The organism is Bacteroides sp. An322 (assembly GCF_002161765.1).
Taxonomy (GTDB): domain Bacteria; phylum Bacteroidota; class Bacteroidia; order Bacteroidales; family Bacteroidaceae; genus Phocaeicola; species Phocaeicola merdavium.
Genome location: NZ_NFIN01000013.1, coordinates 15,387 through 42,130, shown reverse-complemented (window position 1 = coordinate 42,130; position 26,744 = coordinate 15,387). Strand labels below are relative to the sequence as shown.

General features: G+C 45.6%; 21 protein-coding genes. 12 read left to right on the top strand and 9 right to left on the bottom strand.

Features of this window, described 5'->3' with window-relative positions:
* Positions 1-80: 80 nt before the first annotated feature.
* The 4 genes from B5F91_RS08470 (at position 81) to B5F91_RS08455 (ending at position 4,118) form a co-directional block, all read left to right on the top strand.
* The gene (locus B5F91_RS08470) at positions 81-563 is read left to right on the top strand and encodes a pyridoxamine 5'-phosphate oxidase family protein (protein WP_087428659.1); all 483 of its coding nucleotides are present in this window, start codon (positions 81-83) and stop codon (positions 561-563) included.
* 178 nt (positions 564-741) lie between these two features.
* Positions 742-1,173: a hypothetical protein gene (locus B5F91_RS08465; protein ID WP_087428658.1), complete on the top strand. Its 432-nt coding sequence runs from the start codon at positions 742-744 to the stop codon at positions 1,171-1,173.
* A 105-nt stretch (positions 1,174-1,278) separates the two neighbouring features.
* A complete protein-coding gene (locus B5F91_RS08460; RefSeq protein WP_087428657.1) occupies positions 1,279-3,390 on the top strand; it encodes a S9 family peptidase in 2,112 nt (703 codons plus the stop codon).
* Positions 3,391-3,485: 95 nt separating this feature from the next.
* On the top strand, positions 3,486-4,118 hold the full coding sequence (locus B5F91_RS08455) for an HAD family phosphatase (RefSeq protein ID WP_087428656.1): 633 nt from the start codon (positions 3,486-3,488) through the stop codon (positions 4,116-4,118).
* An 86-nt stretch (positions 4,119-4,204) separates the two neighbouring features.
* Here B5F91_RS08455 and B5F91_RS08450 read toward each other — a convergent pair whose 3' ends face one another.
* Positions 4,205-5,881 carry a putative transporter gene (locus tag B5F91_RS08450; RefSeq protein WP_087428655.1) on the bottom strand — a complete coding sequence of 559 codons (1,677 nt, stop codon included), beginning with the start codon at positions 5,879-5,881 and terminating at the stop codon, positions 4,205-4,207.
* A 211-nt stretch (positions 5,882-6,092) separates the two neighbouring features.
* Here B5F91_RS08450 and mutA point away from each other — a divergent pair, with 211 nt between their 5' ends.
* The 3 genes from mutA to scpA all read left to right on the top strand — a co-directional run bounded on the left by mutA (position 6,093) and on the right by scpA (position 10,642).
* Positions 6,093-7,964: a methylmalonyl-CoA mutase small subunit gene (gene mutA / locus B5F91_RS08445; RefSeq protein WP_087428654.1), complete on the top strand. Its 1,872-nt coding sequence runs from the start codon at positions 6,093-6,095 to the stop codon at positions 7,962-7,964.
* Between the two features lie 52 nt (positions 7,965-8,016).
* Complete coding sequence (locus tag B5F91_RS08440; protein ID WP_087428653.1) at positions 8,017-8,409, top strand: GxxExxY protein; 393 nt, start codon at positions 8,017-8,019, stop codon at positions 8,407-8,409.
* 79 nt (positions 8,410-8,488) lie between these two features.
* Complete coding sequence (gene scpA, locus B5F91_RS08435; protein WP_087428652.1) at positions 8,489-10,642, top strand: methylmalonyl-CoA mutase; 2,154 nt, start codon at positions 8,489-8,491, stop codon at positions 10,640-10,642.
* Between the two features lie 63 nt (positions 10,643-10,705).
* Here the strand turns inward: scpA and B5F91_RS08430 are convergent, their stop codons facing one another.
* The 5 genes from B5F91_RS08430 to B5F91_RS08410 all read right to left on the bottom strand — a co-directional run bounded on the left by B5F91_RS08430 (position 10,706) and on the right by B5F91_RS08410 (position 16,267).
* Entirely contained in the window at positions 10,706-11,719 is a 1,014-nt protein-coding gene (locus tag B5F91_RS08430) for a pyridoxamine kinase (protein ID WP_087428651.1), read from the bottom strand.
* A gap of 254 nt (positions 11,720-11,973) precedes the next feature.
* Complete coding sequence (locus B5F91_RS08425) at positions 11,974-14,592, bottom strand: UvrD-helicase domain-containing protein (protein WP_087428650.1); 2,619 nt, start codon at positions 14,590-14,592, stop codon at positions 11,974-11,976.
* 10 nt (positions 14,593-14,602) lie between these two features.
* A complete protein-coding gene (locus B5F91_RS08420) occupies positions 14,603-15,190 on the bottom strand; it encodes a hypothetical protein (RefSeq protein WP_087428649.1) in 588 nt (195 codons plus the stop codon).
* Positions 15,191-15,226: 36 nt separating this feature from the next.
* Complete coding sequence (locus tag B5F91_RS08415; RefSeq protein ID WP_239416383.1) at positions 15,227-15,685, bottom strand: hypothetical protein; 459 nt, start codon at positions 15,683-15,685, stop codon at positions 15,227-15,229.
* A gap of 354 nt (positions 15,686-16,039) precedes the next feature.
* On the bottom strand, positions 16,040-16,267 hold the full coding sequence (locus tag B5F91_RS08410; RefSeq protein WP_087428648.1) for a hypothetical protein: 228 nt from the start codon (positions 16,265-16,267) through the stop codon (positions 16,040-16,042).
* Between the two features lie 181 nt (positions 16,268-16,448).
* Between B5F91_RS08410 and B5F91_RS08405 the strand changes: the two genes are divergently transcribed.
* The gene (locus tag B5F91_RS08405) at positions 16,449-17,636 is read left to right on the top strand and encodes a DUF418 domain-containing protein (protein WP_087428647.1); all 1,188 of its coding nucleotides are present in this window, start codon (positions 16,449-16,451) and stop codon (positions 17,634-17,636) included.
* Here B5F91_RS08405 and B5F91_RS15520 read toward each other — a convergent pair.
* Positions 17,630-17,752, bottom strand: coding sequence for a hypothetical protein (locus B5F91_RS15520; protein ID WP_255376663.1), 123 nt, complete (start codon positions 17,750-17,752; stop codon positions 17,630-17,632). The genes B5F91_RS08405 and B5F91_RS15520 overlap by 7 nt on opposite strands.
* 127 nt (positions 17,753-17,879) lie before the next feature.
* Between B5F91_RS15520 and B5F91_RS08400 the strand changes: the two genes are divergently transcribed.
* From B5F91_RS08400 to B5F91_RS08390, 3 genes are read left to right on the top strand one after another with little or no spacing between them, the layout of a single operon-like run.
* Positions 17,880-22,409 carry a translocation/assembly module TamB gene (locus B5F91_RS08400; protein ID WP_087428646.1) on the top strand — a complete coding sequence of 1,510 codons (4,530 nt, stop codon included), beginning with the start codon at positions 17,880-17,882 and terminating at the stop codon, positions 22,407-22,409.
* A 7-nt stretch (positions 22,410-22,416) separates the two neighbouring features.
* A complete protein-coding gene (locus B5F91_RS08395; RefSeq protein WP_087428645.1) occupies positions 22,417-23,445 on the top strand; it encodes an agmatine deiminase family protein in 1,029 nt (342 codons plus the stop codon).
* A 57-nt stretch (positions 23,446-23,502) separates the two neighbouring features.
* Positions 23,503-24,390, top strand: coding sequence for a carbon-nitrogen hydrolase (locus tag B5F91_RS08390; RefSeq protein ID WP_087428644.1), 888 nt, complete (start codon positions 23,503-23,505; stop codon positions 24,388-24,390).
* A 176-nt stretch (positions 24,391-24,566) separates the two neighbouring features.
* On the opposite strand, the gene B5F91_RS08385 is transcribed toward B5F91_RS08390, so the two are convergent.
* Together B5F91_RS08385 and B5F91_RS08380 are read right to left on the bottom strand one after the other, a co-directional pair.
* On the bottom strand, positions 24,567-24,779 hold the full coding sequence (locus B5F91_RS08385; RefSeq protein WP_087428643.1) for a hypothetical protein: 213 nt from the start codon (positions 24,777-24,779) through the stop codon (positions 24,567-24,569).
* A 67-nt stretch (positions 24,780-24,846) separates the two neighbouring features.
* Positions 24,847-25,407 (bottom strand): sigma-70 family RNA polymerase sigma factor, encoded by a 561-nt coding sequence (locus B5F91_RS08380; protein WP_087428642.1) that lies wholly within the window; start codon positions 25,405-25,407, stop codon positions 24,847-24,849.
* 146 nt (positions 25,408-25,553) lie between these two features.
* On the opposite strand from B5F91_RS08380, the gene B5F91_RS08375 reads away from it, so the two are divergent.
* Positions 25,554-26,744: a FecR domain-containing protein gene (locus B5F91_RS08375; RefSeq protein WP_158099905.1), complete on the top strand. Its 1,191-nt coding sequence runs from the start codon at positions 25,554-25,556 to the stop codon at positions 26,742-26,744.

Here is a 26,744-nt window from a genome sequence, read left to right as displayed (position 1 = left end):
ACAGAGACACGAAGGCACAGAGCTTTTTTATTTTCCCTCTGTGTCTCTGTGCCTCTGTGTTCAATAATAACATCAGATATATGAAATTCGATAATTCAACCATCCGCCGTCAAGACCGGACGTTGGAACAAGAACGGGCGTTCGAGATATTAAAAGACGGCGAATACGGCATCCTCTCGATGCGTACGGAAGACGGTGAAGGAGCCTACGGCATCCCTATCAGCTATGTATGGGACCGTGGCAATTCCATCTATATCCATTGCGCTCCCGTGGGACGGAAACTGAAATGCATCGACGCTTGTCCGCAGGTTTCTTTTTGCGTGGTAGGACGGACACAAGTGAAGCCCGCACAGTTCACCACCGCATACGAAAGCGTGGTGTTGCAATGCACCGCTCATCATAGCCTGCACGAAGCCGAGCGAATGTCGGCACTCTCGCTCCTGCTGAGCAAGTATTGCCCTGACGATAAGATACGCGGCATCGACTATGCACAAAAATCGTTCCACCGCACGGAAATCATTCGGCTGGACATCGAGACCGTAAGCGCAAAGAGACGAATATAGTTAATAGTTAATAATTAATAGTGAATAGTTACGGCTACTATTTCATTCACTATTAACTAAGGAAAATCCCTATCACAAATAGGAATCTTCCTTGCCTGATTTAGGAAAAACAATTTGCCGGAACGGGACGGACCGCTTATCTTTGTAGTACGAAATCAAAACAAAAAAGGAGGCTATTATGAAGACTAAGAAGAACGCACTGTACCGCATATTTTTCCTGTTGGCAATGACATTGGCATTCACGTCTTGCGAGTACGTAGGATTAGGAATCGAATTCGGAAACGGTTCATACGATTATCGGGAACGTACCGACTATCTGTGCAGCCGGGTATGGGTAGACGAATGGTATGACGATTATGATGTATACCACTACCAAGAGCTTCGCTTCTATCCCGACAACACGGGCGAGGATTACCTCTACACGCAAGACCGTTACGGGAACCGGGAAGAATCGAATCTGGTATTCGGCTGGGATTGGTGGAACGCATCTTATACGAGCCTCCGCCTTGCTTACCGCGACGGATATTCGTATATGGATAACATCCAAATGGGAGGAAACCAGCTGAATTGCCTGTTTGATAATTATCCGGCTTATTTCACCGGAAAATGAATTTTTTATCGAACACAGAGACACGGAGACACAGAGTTTATTATTTTCCCTCTGCGTCTCTGTGCTTCTGTGTTCAAGCGAACATCAAATAAATAACACATAACAATGAACAAAACAAACTTAATGACCATGACCGCCGCCATGCTGCTCGCCGCAAGCGGGCAAGCCAATGCCGGCACACCGACCGAAAAAACCTTTATTGGGAAACAGGATATAACCATTAAAGACGGACGGATGACTCCCGAAGCCCTGTGGGCTATGGGACGCATCGGAGGCACGAGCGTGTCGCTCGACGGGAAACAAATCGCTTACACCGTATCGTATTACAGCGTGAAAGACAACGCCAACCATACGGTTATCTACGTGATGAACGCCGACGGAAGCAATAACCGCCTGCTCACCACATCCGCAGCCAGCGAAAGCGAACCCGCTTGGATAAAAGGAGGCACGAAAATCGCTTTCCTCACCGCACAAAGCGGAAGCAACCAGCTGTGGGAAATGAATCCCGACGGAACCGGACGCAAGCAACTCTCGGAATACCAAGGAGACATCGAAGGTTTTAAGTTCTCGCCCGATGAAAGCAAGGTGCTCTTTATTGCACAGGTGAAATGCGGCGAACGCACTTCCGCCCTTTATCCCGACCTCGACAAGGCAAGCGGACGGGTGATAGACGACCTGATGTACAAGCACTGGGACGAATGGGTAGAAACAATCCCGCATCCGTTCGTGGCAAGTTTTGACGGAAATAAAGTGGGCGAAGCCACCGACATCTTGGCAGGCGAACCCTACGAATCGCCCATGAAGCCTTTCGGTGGCATCGAACAACTGGCGTGGAGCAACGACTCGAAACAGATTGCTTATACCTGCCGCAAGAAGACGGGCGTGGCGTATTCGCAATCGACCGACTCGGACATCTACCTTTATAATATAGCAACCAAGCAGACCCGAAACCTGTGTAAGGAAGATGCCCAAGACAAGAACATGGGCTACGACACCAACCCGAAATTCTCGCCCGACGGCACTTGCATCGCCTGGCAAAGCATGGAGCGCGACGGATATGAAAGCGACCGCAACCGCCTGTGCGTAATGAATCTGAGTAACGGCGAGAAGACCTACGTCACCGAAGCCTTCCAGTCGGGTGTGGACGATTATTGCTGGGCGCCCGATAGCAAAACCCTTTATTTCACGGGCGTATGGCACGCCACCAGCATGATTCACAGCACCAACCTGAAGGGAGAAGTAAAGCAACTCACCGAAGGCATGTACGACTATGCATCGGTGAAAATGCTGAACGACAAGCAGCTGCTCACCATGCGCCATTCGTTGAGCGAAGCCGACGAACTCTTCACGGTAGACCTGAAGAAAGACCACAAAGTGACCCGCATCACTTCGGAGAACGACCATATCTTCAGCCAACTGAAGAAAGGCAAGGTAGAACCGCGCTGGACCAAGACGGTAGACGGCAAAGACATGCTTTCGTGGGTGGTCTATCCCGTCGATTTCGACCCGAACAAGAAATACCCTACCCTCCTCTTCTGCGAAGGCGGACCGCAAAGCCCCGTCAGCCAGTTCTGGAGCTACCGCTGGAACTTGCAGATTATGGCGGCTAACGATTACATCATCATCGCTCCCAACCGCCGCGGATTGCCGGGCTTCGGCATGGAATGGCTGGAAGAAATCAGCACCAACTACGGCGGACATTGCATGGATGATTACCTGAGCGCGATAGACGACATCTCGAAGGAACCTTACGTAGACAAAGACCGGCTGGGATGCGTAGGAGCCAGCTTCGGAGGCTATTCGGTGTACTGGCTTGCCGGACATCACGACAAACGCTTCAAGGCATTCATCGCACACGACGGATTCTTCAACATGGAGCAACAATACCTGGAAACCGAAGAGCTTTGGTTCACCAACTGGGACTTGGGCGGCCCGTATTGGGAAAAGGACAACCCTGCCGTGCAACGCAGCTACGCCAATTCGCCCCACCTTTTCGTAGACAAATGGGACACGCCTATCCTCTGCATCCACGGCGAAAAAGATTTCCGCATCCTCGCCTCGCAAGGCATGGCGGCATTCAATGCAGCGAAACTGAGAGGCGTGCCCGCCGAACTGCTCATCTTCCCCGACGAGAACCACTGGGTGCTGAAGCCTCAGAACGGCGTGTTGTGGCAACGCATCTTCTTCCGCTGGCTGGATAAGTGGCTGAAAAACTGATTTAACCGAACGCAGAGACACAAAGACACAGAGTATTATTTAAAGAAATTCTCTGTGTCTCTGTGCCTCTGCGTTCTTTTTCCCTTTAATAAAACATGATTAAAAACATTGCATTCGATTTCGGCGGGGTCATCGTAGACCTCGACCGTGAAGAAGCGGTACAGGCATTTATCCGGTTAGGACTGGAAAATGCCGGCCGCATCCTCGACAAATATCATCAGACAGGAATCTTCCAGGAATTGGAAGAAGGAAAGCTCAGTGAAGAATCCTTCCGGGAAAAGCTGGGCATATTGTGCGGCAAGCCGCTGGAACGCGAAGAAGTGCGGCAAGCGTGGATGGGCTTCGTAAGCGGAATGGACATCCGTAAGCTGGACTACATCGCCCAATTACGCCAAAGGGGCTACCGCACCTTCTTGCTCAGCAACACCAATCCCTACTTAATGGACTACTGGGCACGCACGCCACAATTCACTCCGCAGGGAAACAGCATAGACGCATATTTCGACAAGCTGTATCTTTCATTCGAAATGGGCTGCATGAAACCGGAACCGGAAATCTTCCGCCAGATGATAAAAGATGCGCAAATCCGCCCCGAGGAAACGCTTTTCATCGACGATAGCACATCGAACATCACCGCAGGGAAAAACGCAGGGTTGCAAACCTTTCAGCCCGAAAACGCTTCCGACTGGCGGGAAGAAGTAGAAGAATTGCTTGCACGGATTGATTAATTGTAAAAAAAGCAAAGACGCAAAGGCGCAAAGAATATAAATAAAAACTCTGCGCCTTCGCGTCTCCGCGTTCAATTATAACATATCTAAGCCATAAACAAGATGAAGAGCTGAGCGGTCAGGATACGCAAGAACATTACCAACGGATATACCGTAGAATAACCTACCGCCGGAGCGTCGTTGCCCGACACCTGATTAGAATAAGCCAATGCGGGAGGGTCGGTGGTACTACCGGCTATCAGACCGATAAGCGTATAGTAATTAATCTTGTAATACAACCGCGCTATCAAGCCGATAATCATCAGCGGGAGCAACGTTATCAGGAATCCCACGCCTACATAGAGCAAGCCGTCTCCCTCGACCACCGTCTGCACGAAATTCTCGCCCGCCTTGATGCCGACACTCGCCAAGAAAAGCACAAGCCCCACTTCGCGCAGCATCAGGTTGGCACTCATCGTGGTATAAGTCACCAGACGTACCTTATAGCCGAAACGTCCGATTAAGATGGCGATAATCAACGGACCGCCTGCAAGACCTAACTTCACCGGAGTGGGGACACCCGGAAAAGCGATAGGAATACTTCCGAACAAGATACCGCACAGAATGCCGACAAAGATAGTCACGATATTCGGATGGTCCAGACGCTTCAACTGGTTACCCAGCATACCCGCCACACGCTCGATGGCATCCTGCGGCCCTACCACCATCACACGGTCGCCTACCTGCAAGGTCAGGCTCCGGGCGGCGAACAAGTCCATACCCGAACGGTTGACACGCGTCACGTTCACGCCATACATGCTGCTGAAATGCAACTCACCCACCGTCTTGCCGTTAATAGAAGGCTGCGTCACCAAAATACGGCGTGACACCATCGGCTTGTTTTCAGTGTTTTGATGTTCCCAATCGACTTCAATCTTCGAGCCGATAAAAGCCTCGATGGCTTCCGCATCATCTTCCGCGCACACAATGTTCATCTCGTCACCCGTGTGAAGCACCGTCTTCGAAGTGGGGATGTTCACTTCCCCGTTCTGAAGGATGCGGGAGCACACCAAGTTACGTGCCAGAAAATTCTGCAACTGCAGGATGGTCTTTCCGTTCAAAGCCGGATTCTCCACACGGAGCTGGATGCGGAAAGGTTTCAGGTGCGGATTGGCTTCTTCAGCCTGCTGGATAGCTTCCGACTCTTTGTCTAAGTCTACCCGGCAGATGTAGCGGATGAGAATCATCGAAAGGATGATGCCGATGACACCCAACGGATAGGCGCAGGCATACCCCATGGCGATTTCCGGACCGTCGTAGTTCAACTGCTGCAATGCCTCGTTGGCAGCACCAAGCCCCGGCGTGTTCGTCACGGCACCGCAAAGGATACCGACTATCATCGGCACCTCGATACGCCCCTGCAACGCATAATAAATAATGAGTGCGACAATGATATTGAATGCCACAATGCCCGTCGCCAGCAAGTTGAGCCGGATTCCTCCCTCCTTGAAAGAAGAGAAAAACGACGGTCCCACCTGCAAACCGATGCAGAAGACAAACAATATCAATCCGAAGTCTTGCAAGAAAGAAAGAATGGCAGGATTACCCGTAAATCCGAAATGTCCCACCAAGATTCCCACGAACAAGACGAAAGTAACCCCCAGCGAGATGCCGAAGACCTTGATTTTCCCCAATAACACTCCGCCCGAAATCACAAAGGCATATAACGCCACAATATGCGCTATAGAGTTAGGATTCGTCAATAAATCTTGTAACCAATTCATGATATTATAGTTTTAAAGTTGCGCAAATGTAGGCAAATCAAACAAGAAGTCAAAACTTTTCCAACCAAAAAATACGAAGCCAGTAAGATAAAAGCCACAAAAACATCACACTTTTGCCTGTTATGTGCAATTTATTTGTATATTTGCCACTGCATGCACTTCCAACCGGCATGCAAATGAACTTGAATCGTAATCATTAAAAACACAAAGTATGGCAGATAAAAAAGAAAAACTCTTTTCTGATTTTCCTGAAGTCTCGACTCAGGAATGGATGGACAAAATCCAAACCGACTTGAAAGGAGCCGATTATGAAAAGAAATTGGTATGGAAAACCAACGAAGGTTTCAAAGTAAAACCGTTCTACCGCCAAGAAGACATAGAAGGCCTGAAAACCCTCGATGCTCTTCCCGGAGAGTTCCCTTATGTAAGAGGAAATAAAAAGAATGACAATACTTGGTACATCCGCCAAAACATTCGAGTGGAAAATCCAGAAGAAGCCAACCGCAAAGCATTAGACCTTCTCAATAAAGGAATAGACTCTTTAGGCTTCCACCTGAAAGGGAAAGATGTCAGCCGCGAACTTCTCGATACATTATTGAAAGACATCCATTGCGATTGCATCGAACTGAATTTCACCACATGCCAACGGCATACGGTAGAACTGGCTCAATTACTGGCTGCATATTTCAAGGAAAAAGGATATGACCCGAAGAATATATACGGCTCTGTCAATTTCGACCCTATCAGCAAAATGCTCCAAAAGGGCAAGGACGTAAGCCCTATCATCGGTTTAGCCTCGGAAGTGGTAAACGCATTGGCTGAATGGCCTCACTTCCGTTGCATCGGTGTCGACGCGCTCCGGTTAAACAATTCGGGAGCCTATATTTATCAAGAATTAGGATATGCCTTGGCTTGGGGAAACGAATATCTGAACCGGCTCATCGATGCAGGTGTTCCCGTTGACCTTGCCGCCCGTAAAATCAAATTCAATTTCGGCATCAGTTCCAATTATTTTATGGAGATAGCCAAATTCCGTGCGGCACGTATGCTTTGGGCAGATATCGTAAAAGCTTACCAGCCGAAAGAAGACAGCGCATGCCAGATGAATGTACATGCCACCACTTCTTCCTTTAATCTGACTTTATTCGATTCATACGTGAACCTGCTCCGTTCACAAACCGAAGCCATGAGTGCCGCTATTGCCGGAGTAGACTCTATGACCGTCACTCCTTTTGACTCGGTATACGAAACGCCCAATGAATTTTCGGAACGTCTGGCACGGAACCAACAATTATTATTGAAAGAAGAATCTCATTTCAACCGCATCGTAGACCCTGCCGGAGGTTCGTATTACATCGAAAATCTTACCGTATCGATCGCTAAAGAAGCATGGAATCTTTTCCTGAAAACAGAAGACGAAGGCGGTATGGTAAAAGCCGTATTGGGAGAAAGTGTGCAGAACGCTATAAACCAAAGCAACAAGGCACGCCATGAAGCCGTATCGCGCCGCAAGGAAATCTTGCTGGGAACCAACCAATACCCGAATTTTACCGAACTGGCAGGCGGCAAAGCTCCATTGGAACATGTATGCGGATGCGGAGGAAAAGAACATCACCACGATGAAGAAGCGTCTTTCGCCAAACTGGATACCGCCCGTGCGGCAAGCGAATTTGAAGCGTTACGCCTCGAAACGGAACATTCGGGCAAACGTCCGAAAGCTTTTATGCTGACCATTGGAAACCTTGCCATGCGCCAAGCCCGCGCCCAGTTCTCATGCAACTTCTTGGCATGTGCCGGATACGAGGTTATCGACAATTTGGGTTTTGCATCAGTAGAAGAAGGTATCGAAGCGGCATTGAAAGCTCAGGCAGATATCGTAGTTCTCTGTTCCAGCGATGATGAATATGCACAATACGCCATTCCGGCTTATCAAGCCTTGGCGGGCAGGGCGATGTTCATCGTTGCAGGTGCTCCGGCATGTATGGAGGAACTGAAAGCCGCAGGCATAGAAAACTTCATCCACGTCCGTTGCAACGTACTGGAAACCTTACGTGAGTTCAACAAACAATTATTAGTTAAATAAAAACGCAAAGGCGCAAAAACGCCGAGATTCTTTTTTAGAGTTTTTCAAAGACATGGAGAGTAAATATGACATACATAATTTCTTAAGTCGGGAAATCATAGGTGCAGCCATTGAAGTTCACAAAGAACTGGGTCCCGGTTTATTGGAATGTGTCTATGAAGCCTGTCTTATTCAAGAATTACGAAATAGAGGATTGCATGTTGAAAACCAAGTATCCATTCCACTTTATTATAAAGGAGAAAAACTTGATAAAGAGTTCCGTTTGGATCTTTTGGTAGAAGACAAAGTTATCGTAGAATTAAAGGCGGTAGAGGAATTAAAAGACATTCACGAAGTGCAATTAGTGACTTATTTAAAACTTACAAAAAAGAAATTAGGTCTACTAATAAACTTCAATGTAGCTTATCTTACAAAAGGAATCAAACGCAAAGTAAACGGACTTTGATACTCTGTAAACTTTGCTCACTCAAAAAAGATAAACTCTGCGTTTTTGCGTCTCTGCGTTTAAATGATACATACAAACTATGAAACCGAATTTTAGAAACATAGACATATCTGCCGGATTCCATCCGCAAAACGGAATGGAATGGCAAAAAGCCAATGGCATTACTGCCAATTGGAAAACACCCGAACAAATACAAGTAAAACCCGTATACACCAAAGAAGACCTCGAAGGAATGGAACACCTCAACTATGCCGCAGGTATTCCCCCTTACCTGCATGGTCCCTACTCGATGATGTATGCCTTCCGCCCGTGGACTATCCGCCAATATGCCGGATTCTCTACCGCAGAAGAATCAAACGCCTTCTACCGGCGCAATTTGGCATCGGGACAAAAAGGCCTTTCCGTTGCTTTCGACCTCCCCACACACCGTGGTTATGACCCCGACCATCCGCGCGTAGTAGGCGATGTAGGTAAAGCCGGTGTATCTATTTGTTCGCTCGAAAACATGAAAGTATTGTTCGACGGCATTCCTTTAAATAAAATGTCCGTTTCCATGACCATGAACGGTGCCGTATTGCCCATTATGGCATTCTACATCAATGCAGGGCTGGAACAAGGAGCTAAATTAGAGGAAATGGCTGGTACCATTCAGAACGATATCCTGAAGGAATTCATGGTGCGCAACACGTATATTTATCCGCCCGCATTCTCGATGAAAATCATTTCCGACATCTTCGAATACACTTCACAAAAGATGCCGAAGTTCAACTCCATATCCATTTCGGGTTATCACATGCAGGAAGCCGGAGCTACAGCTGATATTGAATTGGCATATACGCTTGCCGACGGATTGGAATACCTTCGTGCAGGTATCACTGCAGGAATCGACATTGACGCTTTCGCTCCCCGCCTCTCCTTCTTCTGGGCTATCGGCATGAACCACTTCATGGAAATAGCTAAGATGCGTGCCGCACGTATGTTGTGGGCGAAGATTGTAAAACAATTCAATCCGAAGAATCCTAAATCACTTGCCTTGCGTACCCACTCGCAAACTTCGGGTTGGTCGCTCACCGAACAAGACCCGTTCAATAATGTAGGACGTACTTGCATCGAAGCTATGGCTGCTGCACTTGGACATACCCAATCGCTCCACACCAATGCACTGGATGAAGCTATTGCCTTGCCTACCGACTTCTCGGCACGTATCGCACGCAATACGCAAATCTATATCCAAGAAGAAACCCAGATTTGCCGTGGAATAGACCCGTGGGCAGGTTCTTATTACGTAGAATCGCTTACCAACGAACTGGCACACCGTGCTTGGGAACATATCCAAGAAATCGAGAAATTAGGCGGTATGGCAAAAGCGATTGAGACCGGCATTCCCAAGATGCGTATCGAAGAAGCAGCCGCACGTACTCAGGCACGTATCGACTCAGGCGAACAAACCATTGTGGGTACGAATAAATACCGGTTGGAGAAAGAAGACCCTATCGACATCTTAGAAGTGGACAACACCGCCGTGCGTCAAGAACAGATAGAGAACTTACGCCGTCTGCGCGAAGGACGCAACCAAGCGGAAGTAGACAAGGCATTGGAAGCTATTACCGAATGCGTCCGCACCGGAAAAGGCAACTTGTTGGAACTGGCTGTAGAAGCAGCCCGTGTGCGTGCCACATTAGGTGAAATATCCGATGCGTGCGAAAAGATTGTAGGAAGATATAAAGCAGTAATCAGAACTATTTCAGGCGTGTATTCATCAGAAAGTAAAAAGGATGCAGATTTCGCACGGGCGTGCGGACTGACCGAAGAGTTTGCAAAGAAAGAAGGAAGACGCCCGCGTGTCATGATAGCCAAGATGGGACAAGACGGACACGACCGTGGTGCGAAAGTAGTAGCGACCGGCTTTGCCGATTGCGGATTTGATGTGGATATGGGACCTTTGTTCCAAACCCCCGAAGAAGCGGCACGCGAAGCCGTAGAAAACGATGTACACGCCGTAGGTGTATCATCGCTTGCAGCAGGACACAAAACGCTTATTCCGCAAATCATCGCCGAACTGAAACGCCTGGGACGTGAAGACATCCTCGTATTTGCCGGAGGAGTCATCCCCCCGCAAGACTATGATTTCCTCTATCAAGCAGGCGTCATGGCAATCTTCGGACCGGGTACTTCGGTTGCTAAATCAGCATGCCAAATCATGGAATTATTGCTGGAATCGGAAGAAGAGTAAGTAAATGAGGGTGTCTCAAAATGAAAGCTAAATTTCATTTTGAGACACCCTCATTCCCCCATACTATTCCACCAATTCGTAACTGCTTACTTGAATAGGCATATCAAGATTGTGAAGCACTTTCTCCAGCATAATGCCTTCCAAATTATTATATTCATAACCGAATGTCGCACGGATACCTTGAAGGATAAATTGGGTGGCACGGTCAAGCGCAATGGGCAAACTATCTCCTTGCATCAACGAACCGGTAATGACACTGGTAAACGTATCACCTGTTCCGGGATAATGGGCAGGAAGATAAGGGCAGGTCACTTTCCAATAACGTCCTCCGAAACGGTTATAAGCATACACAGAAGTAGAATGCGGATCATCTTTCACAGGCACACTGGTCACAATAACAATACTCGGACCTTTATCGGACAATGCTTTTAAAGCTGCTTTCAAATCTGCATCACTAATGTTTTCTTGAAAAGGAAGGTCAAGCAAACGAAACAATTCCGTCATATTCGGAGTAATGATATCTGCCAGACAAATCAGCTTTTTCATCTCGGTCACCATTTCTTCAGATATCCCCTTATACAAACTTCCGTTATCCCCCATAACCGGATCAACTACCACCAAATCTGTCGGACGCCGGAACTTTTGGATAAAGTCTTCTACAATCTGCGCTTGTCGGGGCGAACCCAAATAGCCCGAATAAAATGCATCAAAACGGATATCCAATTGTTCCCATTTCTCTATGATGCTTTTCATTTCATCGGTCAAATCAAGAAAAGAATAAACCGGATACTGGGTATGATTGGAAAGGATAGCCGTAGGAAGCGGACATACCTGAAATCCCATGGAAGTAAGAATCGGAATTACCGCCATAAGCGAAACACGCCCTACGCCCGAAAGGTCATGCACAGCCACAATTTTCTTCCCATGATTATGAAAAAGCCGTTCACATGGATGATTAGCAGAGCTTCCCGATGTTTGGTGAACCGCTTTTTTCCGTTTATATTTGCTCTCTTTCTCCCAAGCAGCCTTCCGTGCCTGATATGACTCGAATTGCTTCTCAATATAATTGTCTGCCATAATCTTTCTTTTTTAGTTATCGCCTGCAAAGGACGTTACTTTTTGCGGAATGAACAAACATTTTTCCTGAAAATTTGGATATTAAAATAGGAATAAATTAGAAATAAGCTACTTATGAGCACTTCTCAAAAGACAAGTAATGATTTGGCAACGGTCACAAATTCTGCGATATACGCTGCGTTTCTTTCTGTCAAACACCCCTTGTTATCCAAAGGTAGTACAATTTATCGAATGAAAGGCGGAATGAGCGTTTTTTATTTTTGCTTACCTTCTAATTTTCCTATTCGCATAGCGATAGAGGTTTGGCTTCTTCCCATTTTCTCCGCGATATACTTTATACTCTTTCCTTCATGGTAAAGAGTAATTAGGAATTTGTCAGCACTGCGTGTCCATTTCTTATTGGCATTGGGGTGCTTGGCATAACTTTCTTCCGTGACCTTTTCGGGATGTAAGAACTCGTCAACAAAAACAGAGGGAAAGCGTTTGTCGTAAAGTACATATGTCTTTATTTTCGCTCTGGTAATAGCCACATAAAACAACCTACGTTCTTCACCATACGGGTATTGGTCGCTTTTGGTCAAGACATAATTTAGCACAGGGTCATCGCTTACCATTGAAGGAAATCCATAGGTGTCCTTGTTGCATTGAAGTATTATCACATAGTCCGCTTCAAGACCTTTGGATTTGTGTACAGTTAGGAATTCAATTTTTCGGTCTCCAATGAAGTAGTAAAAGCGATTGCCCTCTTTCACTGATTTGTACAGAAATGATAAATAGTAGTCATCAAATGAATACCGTCCCAACAAAAAAATGGATTTATCCGCAGGGATAGAAGCAACCAATTGTCCGATAGTGTTACAATAATCACGTCGTTCATAAGCGCAGAATTGTAATTCGGTTTTGGCTTGTGGATCGAATGAGTGTATATCCTTTTTTAGCTGTGCCTTATTCCGCTGGATGAATTGCGATGACAGGTTTACCAAAGGCTCTCCAAAACGGTATGTTGTCTCGATTCTATTGATTTCTGTGGAACCGAAATAATCTGAGAATTGATTGAAAAGAGCCATGTCACTTCCTGAAAAGCGGTATATGGATTGCCAATCATCGCCCACGCAATACAATTTTGCAGGAGGATTGCCTTCTCGGAGTACTTTAAGGAAATTGTAGCGGTCAACTGATATATCTTGGAACTCATCAACGATGATATACTCATACTTCACAGGATGGGAGGAACGGCATATTTCCGTGGCTTGCAGAATAGCGTCGGTAAAGTCTATCTGATTGCTGTTTTTCAGTTCTTCAATATACCGTTCATAAACAGGTCGGAATATTCTCTTGATAATAAATGTACTGCGCTCGTCTCCAACATTTTTAGCCTGTTTCAAGATCTCTTGTATGGACTTGCAACTGGACTTAATCAATGTCACAAAAGTTACAACAAGTCGAATGAAAGCCTTTTCCTGTTTGCTATTTGGAGGAAGAACCATATCATATAATTCGGCATCCGTTTTTTCTTGAATAGGAACACCTGCTTTTTCCAATGACGCTTTTAATGTATGTTGAATATCTGAATAATGGAAATCAGCACTTGAAGTTGTCAGTAATATAGTCCCAAACTTCTCATGGGCTGCTTTTTTCCATGTTATTCCGTCATTGTATTTTTGGTTTGCTTCTTCATAAGTAATACCTTTGTCTTTTGCAAACCATGTGGGAACAAGCCCATGTTCGTCCACACCAAAATGCTCTAAATAAATACGTTTTGTTTTGCCATCTTGCTCAAAGTAAATGGAAAAATCGGGTTTGTATTGTGAGTGCATTTCATCTACCAATGGATGTTCATAAGGCTCTTCATACCTGAATTTCACGCCCAAAGAAGATAATACAAAACAGATTTTCTGCTCCTGCTCACTCCGAACATAAATAGTTTCCCCGTTCATGTCGGGGAATTGGGCTTTCAAGCGTACTTCTTTCAATTCGGAGAGTTGCTGTCTGCGTTCATTCTTACGATGTTCCCAATCCGCTTCTTGCGCCTGATAGTCAACAAAGTATTCGACGATGCTCTTTTTGAAATCCTCATCTTCCAATAACTTATGATAGATTTTCACAAACAGTGCGTCTGTGTTATCGCAAATAGAAGGCTTCTGTCCTGTCGCTTTCCCGATGATGTCAATGGCAAGTTTATGAAAAGTATACCCTCTTAGTCCTGCAATATTCATCCTCTCCGTCAATTCAGCAGCAGCCTTGTTTGTATAGCTGATAAGAAGAATGTTTTGAGGATTGATGTGTTTAATGTCAATCAGATACCTAACCTTTCCTACAATGGATGATGTTTTTCCACTTCCAGCACTACTAACCACCAAACAATTATCTTCTTCAGACACGATTGAACGCCTTTGTTGCTTGTCTAATGGATATTTAAGACAATGGTCGAAAAAGTCTTTATGGGTATCGAGAGTGTCTTGGATAACCTGCTCATTATGTCTTTTGACAATTGAGTGGATGTTTCCGAAATCATGTGTAAATTTTGAGATTGTCTCGGACGGTTCTATATGGAATGCTTCAAGACTTTTCAGCAAGGAATTGACTTCATGGAAAAACTCTATATAATATTTCGTAAATTGTTCTTCTTCCGAAGAGGATATTATATGCCCATTAAAACTATTCCTTAAATCAGTTTCAATGTCAATGAAAAAACTTTCATTGCTTTGCTTTAATTCCTTTTCTCTGCTTTCTTGTATATTCTTATAAGGAGTAATGGTTGCAATTCGCTCTGATAGTTCATTTGACCTCTTTTTTAGCAATAACCGTATCGCCACTATGATTATACCTATCACAGTAGCGATACTTAATATCAAAACAAGAAATGACGGCATAAATTGATAATTATAGGTCATCCATAGCCTGTTTTCTTACAGCATCTGTATTTATCTTATCAAAATAGCGAAGAAGAACATAGCAACTCATAACGCTTTGATTATCTATTGATAATTGAATGTCACCTTTGGAAGTACTAAAAATCGTATACCATGTGCAATTATCCATTTTTAGTCTAAGCAATTTTTCACTATCTGTTTGAGGTGAACCATATCCTTGAAATGTCTCTACACAATCAGAAGGCTCCCCATACTTTTCCGTAAGCATAGATTTCAAGTGCTTATAGTTGTTTTCAAGTGAAGCCCAATCGTCTTGCTCAGGAAATATCACTCCAATAGTATTAACTTTATTAGTCGTTTTAAGAGTTGCAACACCTATCGTACATCCTTTGAACCCAGCAAAATCACCTTGCAGAACTGCAGTACCATCTTGTGTGCTGATGTGAGTAAAACCTGCTTGCTTCATTTTTGCCACATACTCATTCAATGTGCCATCAATTGGTACACCTTTGAATGTAAGATGTTCTGATTCTTCTTGGGCAAATGCTGTTGCAACTATTGTAAATGCGAGTAACAGCGAAAAGAAAACCTTTTTCATAATTTAAATCGTATATAAAGATTATCAAATTGCATTTTATTTATTAATAGGAAGAACGGCACGATTTTCTTCGTCAAACGACCATTGAACCTGCCATGCTTTTCCATCTATTTTGTCAAGAAGGATAAAGTTGTAAATGTTTTTAGTTGGGTAAAGTTCAAAGCGACCATTAACTTTCTTGTCATTAACAACAAGTGCATTAGGATTAAGGTCATACTCAAACCGTCCTTTATCATCATTTACACTATATTGCAATTGCCACATTTGACCTGTTTGTGTGTCAAGTTTAATAAATGTCCACATGTTTTGCGTTGGAAAGAGTTTATACCGTTCTACGGTATATGTCTCCACAAGTGGCTCTTGTGCTTCTACTTTTTGGGAATCCGTCTTAGGCACATTGCCCGTACATCCACCTATTGCAAAAAGGGGAAATAACAAATAAGGTAACATAAGTTTCTTCATATTCCATCCTCCATTTTTTCCTTCAGCTTCCACAAGGACTTTTATTAAACCACGAAGCGTGGAACTGCAATGCCACGTCTTCGAGTGTAGGCCCTGAGAAAACCTATGTATGACGATATGGTAATAGCAGCCCACGCTATAGCGTGAGAACCACTATGCCTTCTTGTCATACGATTGTTCAGTTTCTCAGGCTTTACACTCGCAAGAAAAGCACAACGCTTCTTTAAATTAACATGTCTTAGACGGAGTTATCTCCACCCGAATACAAAGATAAGGGATTTTTCCGATAATCCCCTACCTTATAGTGCTTTTATTTGTTTTTGGAGTGAATTTTAGAAAACATCCTATATTTTTTCAGTCCTTTATCCTGCTTTCCGGCTGCAATCCTCAACCCATTTCTCCATTCACGTGCTTTCTGTCTGAACCATTGCACAAGCGAAGCAACAGCTTCTCCACATGAGGGAAGCACCGCTGTATCTTATCCATATACTCGTTGAACTTGGTGCGTTCTTCCTTATGCTCCCGTTCCATTGTTTCAATATACCGTACCAACTCTTCGTTCTGACATTCAAGTGCGGATACGCCCTGATGCCATTCTGCACCAATCGAAACCAAACTCTCTGACCGTCAGTGAGAATGCTCAAATTCGCTTTATTCTGCGTTTTATCCTATTATTTTTCCTGAAAATTTGGATATTCCGCGGATATATGCAATCTTATTCGCATATTTTAAATAAATGTCGTAAGTTTGCAACCCGAAATCATTTTATTAACCAATCAAACTTTAAAAACGACACATGGGAAACGAACTTTTGCGCTCCAAGGAGCGTATCTTGGCAATTGACGCACTTCGCGGATTCGCCGTTATGGGAATCATCCTTTTGCATAACATCGAGCATTTCAACTATTATTCTTTTCCGAAAACGGACTCTCCCCTGCTTGCCAGCCTCGACAAGCACCTATGGGACATGCTGTTTTTCATTTTTTCAGGGAAAGCATACGCTATCTTTGCCTTGCTCTTCGGCTTTACCTTCTACCTGCAAAGCCGTAATTGCGAGAAACGGGGCGAAGACTTCCGAAACCGGTATATGTGGCGGCTCGTCCTCTTGTTGGGATTCGGGTTTATCAACGCTTCTTTCTTCCCCGGCGAAATCTTGGTGCTTTACGCCCTCTTGGGATTCGTATTGGTTCCGGTGCGGCATCTGTCGGACAAGACGGTCTTTTGGATTGCCTGCTTCTTGATGCTCCAACCATTAGAATGGTGTAAAGTAATCTATGCGTTAATCAATCCCGAAGCCAACCCGCAACAGATGATTTACTCTTTAGGCGATGTTTACCCGCAACTCGGAGGAAGCTCATGGTGGGAAATGGTAAAGGTGAATTTCGTGACAGGCCAGCTTGCCAGCCTCAATTGGGCATGGTGCTACGGACGTGTGTTCCAAACCGCCTCGCTCTTTATGCTGGGCATGCTGATAGGGCGGAAAGGCTTGTTCCGCATGACCGACGAGACACACGACCGGGTAATGGGCTTCTGGCAACGGGTAGGCATCTACGCTCTGCCCAGTGCGGTCATCCTTTATTACCTGAAAGACTTTATCTATTCGCAAATCAAGAACCCGTTCCTGAAAGCTTCGATGGAAACCATTTGGAACTCATGGTACAACTTGGCTTTCATGCTCGTAATGGTCAGCGCGTTCCTCATTCTCTATTGGGTCAATAAAGGGAAAGTGCAACAGATATTGGTGCCTTACGGCAAGATGAGCCTGACCGACTATATCACCCAATCCATTATCGGAAGTTTCATTTATTACGGATACGGGTTGGAGATGCACCGCTATTGCGGCACCACGCTGAGCCTCTTGATTGGCATCGCCTTCTTCCTGCTCCAACTGGCATTCGCGCATTGGTGGTTCCGACACTTCAAACGCGGTCCGCTGGAAACCGTTTGGCACCGCCTCACGTGGATAGGCAAGAAACATCAATAAATGCATCCGTATGCCTTGAAAAACGAAGCCTGCTTCATCAGCCCATGAAGCAGGCTTCGTTGCCTTATGAAGCAGGCTTCGTAAGCCGATGCACCTATATGCATTTTTGTCATCACTTTGCTGACAATTTGGCATGTATCTGAAGATACGCCGATATTCATATTAAAAATCATAAAATGCAGGCAAGAATAGAGATTATCTCAGCCGATATTTGTACCTTTGTTACATTTTAGAGGCTGCTGAATGAGAAAGATAATTCACATAAAACATATTGTCCGGACGACAATCATCTTGGTGCTGGTATGCTACTTCGGATTGATTGCCATCCTGAACCTGTCTTTTATCCAAAAGCAACTATCCGATATCGTGTCCGATGAACTGAGCCAGCTCATGCATACCGAAGTAAGCATCGGCAACATTGATTTAGGGCTTCTGAACCGGATTATCATCCAAAATGTAACGCTGAAAGACCAAGAGAGCCGCGAATTGCTCAAGGTGTCCCGCCTGTCTGCCAAGATAGAAATCTCACTCCTGTTTCATGGGCAAATCCGCATCAGTAGCGTACAACTCTTCGGACTCCATGCACGCCTGAACCGGAAAACCCCTGAATCGCCCACGAATTTCCAGTTCGTATTGGATGCCTTTGCTTCGAAAGACACAATAAAGAAAGATAAGAAACCCATCGACCTCCGCATCAATGCGGTGCTTATCCGTCGTGGGCAAATCTACTACGATGTCTTGTCGGAACCCGAAACCCCGAACCGCTTCAATGCTAAACACATCGGAGTGCAAAACCTCTCGGCTACCCTCTCTTTGAAAGCCTTGACCAACGACTCGGTCAATGCGCAAATCCGGCGCATGAGCTTCAACGAGGCAAGCGGGTTCAAGCTGAAGAAAATGACGATGAAATTCATCGCAACCCCTCGCCGGCTGGCTCTCAATGACTTGGAAATCCAGTTGCCCGAAACTTCGCTTGTAATAGACAGCCTTAGCGCAAATTATGACAGCATCCCAAAATTTCCGGTCTTGGACAAGAACACAACTTACCGTATGCGCCTCGAAGCCCATATTACTCCGGCAGACCTTGCCATGTTCGTACCGGCTTTTAGCCATTTCCATAGTCCGGTGGATTTCCGGCTGGCTATGGAAGGAGAAGGCAACCGCACCCGATGCAACGAAATATACCTCGACGGAAACGATAAAACCCTGCTTCTCAAAGGGAAAGGCATAGCCAACCATTGGCACGAAAAGGACGGAATGTTCCTGTTCGGGCAAATCTCCCAACTGGATGCCGATGCCCAAGGACTGGCATGGCTGTTTCGGAACCTTACGGGGAAAGAAGAGCCTCCAGGCATCGTAAAACGCCTGGGAGATGTGCAATTCACCGGAAATGTATCCGGATACCTCCGCCAACTCACCACATACGGCATGATTACGTCTGATGCCGGAACAGTACAAGCCAATATAACCATGCACAAAGCCACCGGCACTTCGCCCCGTTCGTATTCAGGCAAAATCAAGAGCGAGACATTCAATCTCGGAACGCTTTTAGGAAACGAACAGACATGGGGGAATACAGTGTTCGACGTCGAATTAGAAGGGTTCAGATACCAAAACGGGAATGCCCAGTCGTATATTAAGGGCGTGGTTTCTTCGTTGACGTATAAACAATACGAATACCACGACATCCGGCTCGACGGCCAATATGCACCGGGAGGATTCGATGGGAAAATCACACTGAATGACGCCAATGGAAACATCGAAATCAACGGGCATGTAGCCACCCAGCGGCAAGTTCCGGATTTCAATGTAGCGATAAACGTACGCAATTTCCGCCCGAACGCGCTTCATCTGACCGAGAAATACCCGGATACCGATTTCTCTTTGAAAGTACTGGCTGACTTTACGGGACATTCCATTGACGATGCACAAGGAATCATCCATATAGATAGCGTATCGGTCAATGCACCTGATAAAGACAAGTGCTATTCGTTTGACCATTTCGATATTGCCGCAAGCACCCTTAGCGGAAGCCAGGAGAAACGGATTGAAATTCGCTCGCCTTTCCTCAACGGTGACGTTCAGGGTAATTATTCATACCGTACCCTCCCCACCAGCATCCTGAAGAATGTGCAACGGTATATCCCTGCCCTATTGGCTCAAGACAAGAAAATGCCGGAAACAAACAATAATTTCCGCTTTGATATCCAACTGGACAACACCGACCTCTTATCGAAAGTGCTCGACGTTCCTTTGGATGTCACTATGCCCGTATCGCTAAAAGGATATTTCGATGATAGCCAGACACGGATGCAAGTACGTGCATACGCGCCCGAATTTACCTATAAAGGCGCTTATTACGAAGCGGGTACCTTCCTTTGTGATAATACGGACGAAGGGCTTCAATGCCAACTCCGTGCCAACAAGCGGATGAAAAAAGGAACCATGGTCAACCTTGCGGTACAGGCTTTGGCTCATGATAACCAACTTCAGGCAATGGTTAACTGGGGAAATAATACCGAAGCTACATTTAGCGGAAAACTGCAAGCCATAGCGCACTTTCAAAAATCAGAAGAAGAAAAACAATTGAACACCCGGATTCAAATCCAGCCTAGCCGGATTATCCTGAATGACAGCATTTGGCACATACACCCCTCGGAAGTGGTCATCAACAAGGGCATCATCGACATTCATGATTTCCGCTTCGAACATCGCGACCAATATGTACGGGCAAACGGACGGATAGGAAAAGCCGAAACAGATAGTTGCCTGGTAGACTTGAGTAACATCAACCTGCAATACATCATGGATATCATCCAGTTCCATGCCGTAAAATTCAACGGGCTGATTACCGGACGGGTTCATCTGCATCACGTGTTAGACAAACCTGTCATGTACACCCGTCTGGACGTGAAAAGCTTCTCCCTGAACGATGCGTTATTAGGCAGAGGAGACATCAAAGGCGAATGGGATAACGAACTGGGCGGTGTGCGTCTCTTGGCAGATATCAAGGAGAATGAGCAATATTCCACTTTCGTAGACGGATACGTCTCTCCCAAAGAAAAAGGACTAAACTTGAACATCCGTGCAGGAGGCACGAACTTAGCCTTTCTCCAGCCGTTTATCGACGGTATTTTCACCAATATGCAGGGGCGTGTATTCGGGAATGTACGCCTTTACGGACCATTTTCCGGTCTGGATTTGGAAGGAGACGCACGGGCTGATGCCAGTATGAAAGTGGATATCCTGAACACTTCTTTCAAAGTGCATGCCGATTCGGTACATATCCGTTCGGGGCATTTCGGGTTTGACAATGTGCAGATAGCCGATATGGAAGGAAATACCGGACTTGTAAACGGTTCTTTAAACCACCGGAAACTCAAGAATCTGACCTATAATTTCCGCTTTAATACCAACAACATGCGGGTGTTCCACACCGAAAAAGAGACGCCTGAATTTCCTTTCTATGGCACTATCTACACCACCGGTGAAGTCTTGCTTCGGGGCGGGAACAATGCATTAAACGTAGACGGAACTTTACGGACCGACCCTCATACTTCGTTTACATACGTGACCGCAACCGCCGCCGAAGCCACCAGCAACCAGTTTATCGAATTCGTAGACCGGACTCCCAAACGTCAACAAGAAAACATACATACCGAGCTCTATCACCCGCTGAACGAGCGCGAAGAGGAGGAAGAAGACGATACACCGCTGGATATGCATCTGAACTTTCAAATAGAAGCCACACCGGACGCTACCATGCGGATTGTCATGGATCCGATTGCTGGAGACAACATTTCAGCAACCGGAACGGGAAACCTGCGTATCAATTTCTATAATAAAGGCGATTTTTTGATGTTCGGGAACTATAATATCGAAGACGGAATCTATAAGATGAGTATGCAGAACGTTATCCGGAAAGACTTTACCCTGCAATCGGGAGGTATGGTTTCCTTCAACGGAAACCCACGCCAGGCAAACCTGAATGTACAAGCGGTCTATACGGTTAACTCGGCTTCGCTAAACGATTTGGTAGCAGATGCTTCCAGCTCGCGGGGCAATGTACGGGTCAATTGCCTCTTGAATTTGAGCGGAAACCTGACCAGCCCGACCCTGAAATTCGACCTTGACCTGCCTACCGTAAGCGATGAAGACCGTGAACTGGTACGGAGTCTGACCAGTACAGAAGAACAAATGAATACCCAAATCATCTATCTGCTGGGTATCGGGAAATTCTATACATACGACTATAACAACAACGCTACCCAGTCGGATGCCACCAGTTCATTGGCTTTCAGTACTTTATCGGGACAATTGAACAACATGCTCTCGCAAGTCATCGACAATCAGAACTGGAATGTAGGAACCAACTTAAGCACAGGCGAAAACGGATGGAGCGATGTGGAAGCCGAAGCCATTTTGTCCGGAAGGCTATTGGATAACCGGCTCATCATCAATGGAAACTTCGGCTATCGGGACAATGCTCTGCAAAACACAAACTTCGTAGGAGACTTTGAAGCGATGTGGATGCTGACCAAAAACGGAGAATTGCGTTTAAAAGGATATAATGAAACCAATGACCGCTATTTCACCAAATCGACCTTGACTACCCAAGGCATCGGACTGATGTATAAGAAAGATTTCGATAATTGGCGGGAATTATTCGACTGGATGCTGTTCCGCAGAAGAAAGAAAAAACAAGCCCAAGAAGCTGAAGAACAACAATCCTATGTACAAGAGAAACGGAATAAAGAAACAACTAAAGACTAAATAACGAATGGAACGTACGTATTATTTACCTGCCGAATGGCATAGACAAAGCTATATCCAACTGACCTGGCCACATGCCAGAACCGATTGGAACTACATGCTGGAAGAAGTGGAAACGTGTTTCCTCAATCTGGCACGGGAAATCGCAAGCCGCCAGCCTTTATTGCTGGTTGCTCCCGAATTTCCCAAAGCACTCGAAGAAACGGAATACAAATCCAATATCCGTTTCGTCCCCTGCCCCACCAACGACACTTGGGCACGCGACCATGGCTTTATCACCTTGCTTCAAAAAGACTCATCCCCTTTGCTGCTGGACTTTTGCTTCAACGGTTGGGGAATGAAATTTGCAGCTTGTAAAGATAATCTGATTAATACCCACCTCTATAAAAGCGGCTTACTGAACGGGCATTACGTCAATTGCCGCAATTTTGTATTGGAAGGCGGGTCAATAGAAAGCGACGGAGAAGGCACTTTGCTCACCACTTCCACCTGTCTGTTGGCTCCGAACCGGAACGACACTTTATGCCGGGAAGAAATCGAACAATACCTGAAAGAACGGTTCAACCTGCTTCAAGTTCTATGGTTGGATTACGGCTTTTTAGCAGGAGATGATACTGATAGCCACATTGATACACTTGCCCGCTTATGTCCGAACCACACCATTGTCTATGTGCAATGCACCGACATCGAAGACGAGCATTACGGAGCATTGCATGCCATGGAGGAACAACTAAAAACCTTCCGTACATTAAATGGCGACCCATTCCGTCTGCTTCCGCTTCCGATGCCCGATGCCATTTATGATGCTGAAGGAGAAAGATTGCCTGCTACGTATGCCAATTTCCTGGTTATGAATGAAGCTGTGCTATATCCTACATACGCCCAACCGGAAAAGGACCGTCAGGCAGCCCAAGTGCTGGTTAAAGCTTTCCCCGGAAAAGAAATAGTAGGAGTCGATTGCCGGGCATTGATACAACAACACGGGTCACTGCATTGCGTCACCATGCAATACCCCGAAAGTGTTTGTTCCTTTTAATGCACCAAAGAGAGCATAAACTAATTATTAATTCTCAATTTTTAATTTTCAATTTATATGACAAGAATCATCCGCGCAGGTATCGTTCAGCAATCGTGCTCTACCGATATCAAGACTAACTTAGAGAAGCTGCACCGCAATATCGCTTCTTTGGCTCAAGCCGGAGCCAATCTGGTCGTATTGCAAGAACTTCACAATACACCCTATTTTTGCCAAACCGAAGACACCTCTTTGTTCGATTTGGCAGAACCTATACCCGGACCTTCTACCGGTTTCTATAGCGAAATAGCTTCCGCTTACCACATCGTATTGGTCACCTCATTATTCGAACGCCGCGCACCGGGACTGTATCACAATACAGCCGTTGTATTCGATACAGACGGAAGCATAGCCGGTATCTACCGCAAAATGCACATTCCCGATGACCCTGCTTATTACGAAAAATTCTATTTCACTCCCGGAGACATCGGCTTCGAACCGATTCAGACTTCTATTGGAAAATTAGGCGTACAAGTTTGTTGGGACCAATGGTATCCCGAAGGAGCACGGCTCATGGCATTGAAAGGGGCTGAAATATTGATTTATCCAACCGCCATTGGGTGGGAAAGCACTGATACCCAAGAAGAGAAACTGCGCCAAATCGGTGCTTGGATAACGGTACAACGAGGACATGCCGTAGCCAATGGCTTACCCGTCATAGCCGTAAACCGGGTTGGTTTAGAACCTGACCCGTCCGGACAAACCAATGGTATCTTGTTTTGGGGGAATAGCTTCGTTGCCGGACCTCAAGGCGAACTATTGGCTCAAGCAAGCAATACGAAAGAAGAGAATCTGATAGTAGACATCGATATGGACCGGAGTGAAAATGTACGCCGTTGGTGGCCCTTCCTCCGAGACCGGCGCATTGATGAATTCGAAAACCTTACCCGCCGGTTTATCGACTAATCTTTATGAGGCTGTCTCAAAATGGTAATTGAGTATCAAAAAGTAATGTCATCCAGCAAAGCGAAGAAACAACGTTCGACGAAGTCAATCTCGTGTGCATCAGCTTGTGTTTTCGAGATTCTTCACTACGTTCCCTTAGACAAAATGAAAGCCTATTTCTATTTTGAGACAGCCTCTTAACATATAAGTGTTTCATGATTGGCTATTTCTCTTTCGGCATGAGTTAGTTTCAGCGATAATGCCTCTATATCGGCTACCAATTCTTTTATTTTACTAAGAGCCGATTCCAATTCCTGCTTTTTACGAGCATTGTCTTTAAATAGCTGACGTTCTTTTTGCCTAACATCATATCCTGCTATCAATTTTATTAAAAAATCGGACGTTTTCATATGTCAGAAGTTATTTTATTATTAAATGTCAGAATAATTTACAAGCCGCTGTCACACAAGCCAGTCCTTACTCATACAAAAGAATCAACAACAAAAATCCTAAGAAATCTTTATCTGTCCTGCGCATCATCTCTTCCCGAACCATCTTAATCAGACCGGCTTTCTGTTTCTTTACCGCACTTTCTGACACATTCAGCAACTCGGCTATCTCCGCATTCTTCAACCCTTGTTCGAAACTCAAATCAAACAAACGACGATGCTTTTCGGGTAAAGAGCGAATGGAGTCGAAAAGCAAGTCAAGCACCTCTTGCTCCATCAGACTGTTCTGAAAATCCTCTTCCTCCCGATTAGCCAAATAATTCTCTTGAGCCATTTGCTTGCGCAAGATAGAAACAGACTGATTGTGCACACAAACATAGAGAAATGACTTGAACGCCGCAGCCGAAAGGAAAGTGTCACGCTCTTGATAAGCCTTGAAAATAGCATCCTGCACACAGTCTTCAGACATAAAAGACATTTCCCCGCCCAAACAACGGGAAGCGTATAAAATCAATTTGCTATACATATATTTATATAACGAATCAATTTTACCCTGCTGGAAGTCGATAAATATCTTTTCGTCTGTCATCTTTACCTCATATTTACGGGGCAAAAGTATAAAAACCGAGAAGATTATTTAAATTTTTCCTTAAAAAAAATGCACATTCCTGCTGTCCTTTTTGCTTTTGATTGCGTTTTATGGATAAATGTGATTTAAAAAAAACAAAAAACGGCATGAATACACCTATTGATTACGAACGTATCGTTTTGCTCATCTACAAACGAATCACCGGAACAATTCGTACGGAAGAAAGCGCCGAGCTTGAAGCGTGGCGGAAAGCCACTCCTGAAAACGATGCCGTCTACCGAAAATTGACCGACATACGTTTCTTGGAACATGAATACCGCCGACTGCATATCATCGACCCCACCCGCCCGCTGGAAGACATGAAAGCGCGTATCCGCAAAGCATCGCGCCCGAAACGACACCGCAACCGTATCGTCATGCTGCTAACCGTCACTTCTATAGCAGCCATGCTCTGCTTCGGTTACTTCGTGAATATCCATCCGTCGCACGAAGAAGTACCCCTTACCATCGCCCGTCAGTTGGAAGCCGCCAACATTACCGTAGGCAAGACACAAGCCATCCTCACGTTGGACGACGGAACAGAAATCAACCTCGATGATGATTCCCTGCGCAACATCCATCTCATCGCACAACGACAGGCGCAAGAGAAACCCGCCGATGACTTGAAGACACGCATCAACAAACTGACCACTCCGCGAGGAGGAGAGTTCAAAATCACATTAGAAGACAGCACCGAAGTATGGCTGAATGCCGAATCACAACTTGTCTACCCCGAAAACTTCAACAACGGCGAACGCCGAGTGACCGTTACAGGCGAAGCATACTTCAAGGTAGCAAAAGACAGCCTGCGCCCCTTCTACGTGAAATCGGGCGACATGACCGTACGGGTGTACGGCACGGAATTCAACATCAATGCCTACACCGAAGAAAACCGCATTTACACCACCCTCGTATCGGGCAGCATTGCTCTGCAGCCGCACGACGGAAGCAAGGCCGAGCTGGTGCTGACACCGGGACATCAAGCGATATTCCTGAAGAACGACCGCTCAACCAGCATACGGAGCATAGACACACGCACCGTGACCGGCTGGCATAAAGGACGGTTTATTTTCGAAGAACAAAATCTGGAACAAATCATGCGTGCCCTGTCTCGCTGGTACAATTTCGATTACGAGTTCGAAGATGCCAGTCTGGCTAACATCGTATTCAAAGGCAGTGCACCGCGTTATGCCGACCTGTCGGAAGCCTTATCCATCTTAGAGAAAAGCGGCGGAATCGGCTTCCGTGTACAAAACGAGAAAATCATCATAACTAATAATAACAAACAAAATGACTAA